Below are 3,256 nucleotides of genomic sequence, written 5' to 3'. Positions count from 1 at the left end.
AATGATAAGCCTGTTATAGCTCATGATTTAATTTATTATTTGTTTTACGAATTGACTTCGCAAATGTTTGGCTCCGATTAAAAATCGAAGCGCCCTGCACATTTGTTTGTCGAAAATTTTGTTCAGTTTTCAAAGGTCTACATGTGAAACACAAACATTTTAGATGAATGAGCTAAAATTGTTCGGCTATTCAAATCCTTGTGTTCCTTGCTTCTAACAGCAAAAACAATTATATAACAGCTAATCTTTCAAGTCAACAAAAACTTTTAAATTAGTAATTGGTATATGTGTTCTTGGTAACGAAGCAACGAGTAATATACTATCAGGTATTTAGAGTCAGGTCAACAACTAATTGCAAAAAATTGAAAATTTGTGCGATTTTGAAATCTTAAAGATTGTTAACACCGAGACAAAACCTCACCATTCCGTTCTTTGAGCCTGTATACTATCAACTGAAAACTCTTGAAAGGAAGCTGTTGACCATTGGATAAAATCGTAATTATAGATGCAAAGCGAACCGCGATTGGCAAATTAAACGGCACTTTATCGTCATTAACAGCCGAACAGCTTGGCACATCGGTGACATCCGCATTGCTAAAAAGCACCGCCATTCAACCCGATCAAATTGACCACGTCATTTTTGGCAATGCCATTCAAGCAGGCAACGGCCAAAATATTGCGCGCCAAATCGAACTCAATAGTGGCATTCCCGAAAATAAAACGGCTTACACCGTCAACCAAGTCTGCGGATCCGGCTTGCAGGCAATCCATCAAGCATACACGTCTCTTCTATTAGGAGAAACAACCACGGTGATTGCCGGTGGGACGGAGAGCATGTCCAACGTTCCTTACCTCAACATGTCTCAACGAAAAGCAACCAAATTCGGCCCAGTCACTTTGTACGACGGTTTGCAGCGTGATGGCTTAACGGATTCCTCGACTGACCAACCAATGGGCATGACCGCAGAAAATGTTGCCGATGAATATCACGTCTCACGACACGAACAAGATCTGTTTGCCCTGCGTTCCCACCAACGAGCCGCAGCTGCTATCAAACAAAATTACTTTGCGGATGAAATTATCCCGCTGACGATTCCACAACCAAAATCAAAAGCGCCACTCACAATCACCACAGATGAGTCCGTTCGTTTCGATACCAATATGGAAAAATTAGCAAACCTCCGGCCGGCATTCAAAGCGGACGGAACCGTTACTGCTGGCAACAGCGCCCCCCTCAACGATGGTGCTTCGGCGTTATTGCTGACGACAGCCAATCACGCCGATTCTTTGGACGTCAAACCAGTCGCAGAAATTTTGGGATACGCTGAGTGCGGAATCGATCCGAACGTGATGGGATACGCCCCTTACTTGGCAATCAACAAGCTACTACAAAAATTAGAAATGACAACGGATGACATCGATCTTTTTGAGGTTAATGAAGCCTTTGCCTCTCAATCAGTTGCGGTTATCCGCGATCTCGATATTTCACTGGAGAAAGTCAATATCAACGGAGGCGCCATTGCGCTTGGCCATCCTCTGGGAGACTCCGGTGCTCGAATCGTGACGACGCTCATCCACAACTTAAAACGCACCCACCAAGAATTTGGAATTGCCGCTTTATGTATGGGCGGCGGCATGGGATCAGCCCTAGCCGTTAAGCTCATCTAAAAAATAGGCCTTTGAACGACGCAATGATGCTCGCTCAAGGGCCTATTTTTAATTTACTAAATTTTCACACGTTCGGCATCAGGCAAATGTTCGGCAAATGAACTTTGGTAAAGCCAATAATAAAGTCGTTTTGTGGCTTTAGACATCTTCGCATAATCGGGATTAATGGATTTAACTTCCGGATAAACGCGCATCAAGTGGCTAAACGCACTAAAAGTTCCAGCATGTGACATGCCATCATAATCTTTTTGACCACGTTCAACAAGGCCCATCAATTGATCCATCTGATAACGGGCCAACTTGTCAATATAATCCAAAATCGTCGGTTCAACTTGAAAATTCGGCTTAACCACGCCACGAGGCTTGGTATATGCCGCTGTTTTAACCTGATCCAGCAACTGATTACGAATCAGGGAGTACTTCGTCATTAGAGGTTCAAGGAAAGTTGCCTGAATAATTTGATGGGTGGTTTCAAAGATGCCATAGTTAATCTTAATCGTTTCGCCACGGTCATTGACAACCTGACGATCATTTTCCAACACGTAGCTAAAACGCATCTGATAATCCTGGTGCTGCGCATTCCTGGCACTGCCGGCATTGCTTAGGTTTAAAATTGGCAACTTCTCAGCCAGCACAGCCCCGGATTTGGGGAGCCCCAGGTAGTCGGCAATCTCAGATAAGTGGGCGCCCGTCTGCTTCATGACAGTGTCTTCGTCGGTCGCTGTGGTTACCGGAGCGCCAATTAAGTCGGGATTCTTGATACTAAAATAATCAAAAATCAGTCCATACAGGCCCAATGACGCCAATGAATCAATCATCCCAGAAACCGTATGGTTCACAAATAGGTTCACGTCGTCAGTTAAGGTCGTCTCCCCTAAGTTTTCCAACATCATTTTCGGTAAATCATGTTCATGGCTAAAATCATCTTCATTATACGAATAATTTCCGAGCAGCGGCTGAGTTGCATCCCCGACCGCATGATTCGCCAAATAACCATCACTGATTTCTTTTGAAATGCCAGAGGCAATCTGTTCATCGGTCACCGAAGCTTGAGTGGATTCATTATTAATGGTTCGAGTCGGCGACGTCGCGCTCATATACGCATTCACATGGTTAAACCAATCGTTGACCAAGGCATTTTTTTGATCCTGGTTCAGCTGTTCAAGAGACGAATTAATCCGATAAACGACTCCGCCTGCACCAGCAATTGCCCGGACAAATTGAATCACCGCAGTCTTGTAGCCAACGATAAATTTAGCTTCGTCGGAAGTTTGGCTTAAATATTCCGAAAAGTGCACCCCGGCGGCCCGATTAATAACTGAGCGATCGGTATCGCCAGTCGCCCACAATGACATATAGTTAAATTGATCAATGGTTACGTTCTTAAGATCTTTAACGGCAACCAAATACCCCATTTGAATTGCCTTGGATACTTTAAATTCAGCAAGCGAGATACTTGGCTGCAACGGGCGGGGTAAAAACGATCGTAGTCCTCTGGCGATTCGTTCAGAATAAATCGAACTCTTGGCATATGTATTTTCACCAAGCACCTTGGATGTCATTAAGCCCAGCATACTGAATAATTTTT

2 protein-coding genes are annotated in these 3,256 nt (G+C 44.0%); one reads left to right on the top strand and one right to left on the bottom strand.

Going from position 1 to position 3,256, the window contains the following annotated elements; all coding sequences use genetic code 11:
- Positions 1-483 precede the first annotated feature (483 nt).
- Complete coding sequence (locus tag AB3112_RS09950) at positions 484-1,668, top strand: thiolase family protein (protein ID WP_084974063.1); 1,185 nt, start codon at positions 484-486, stop codon at positions 1,666-1,668.
- A 56-nt stretch (positions 1,669-1,724) separates the two neighbouring features.
- Here the strand turns inward: AB3112_RS09950 and AB3112_RS09945 are convergent.
- Positions 1,725-3,256: hypothetical protein (locus tag AB3112_RS09945; protein WP_367334407.1), on the bottom strand; the 1,532-nt coding region annotated here is incomplete at its 5' end.

Source organism: Lentilactobacillus sp. (assembly GCF_040773105.1).
Taxonomy (GTDB): domain Bacteria; phylum Bacillota; class Bacilli; order Lactobacillales; family Lactobacillaceae; genus Lentilactobacillus; species Lentilactobacillus parabuchneri.
The sequence above is the reverse complement of the archived record's forward strand: the minus strand, read 5'-3'. Positions and strand labels throughout refer to the sequence as shown.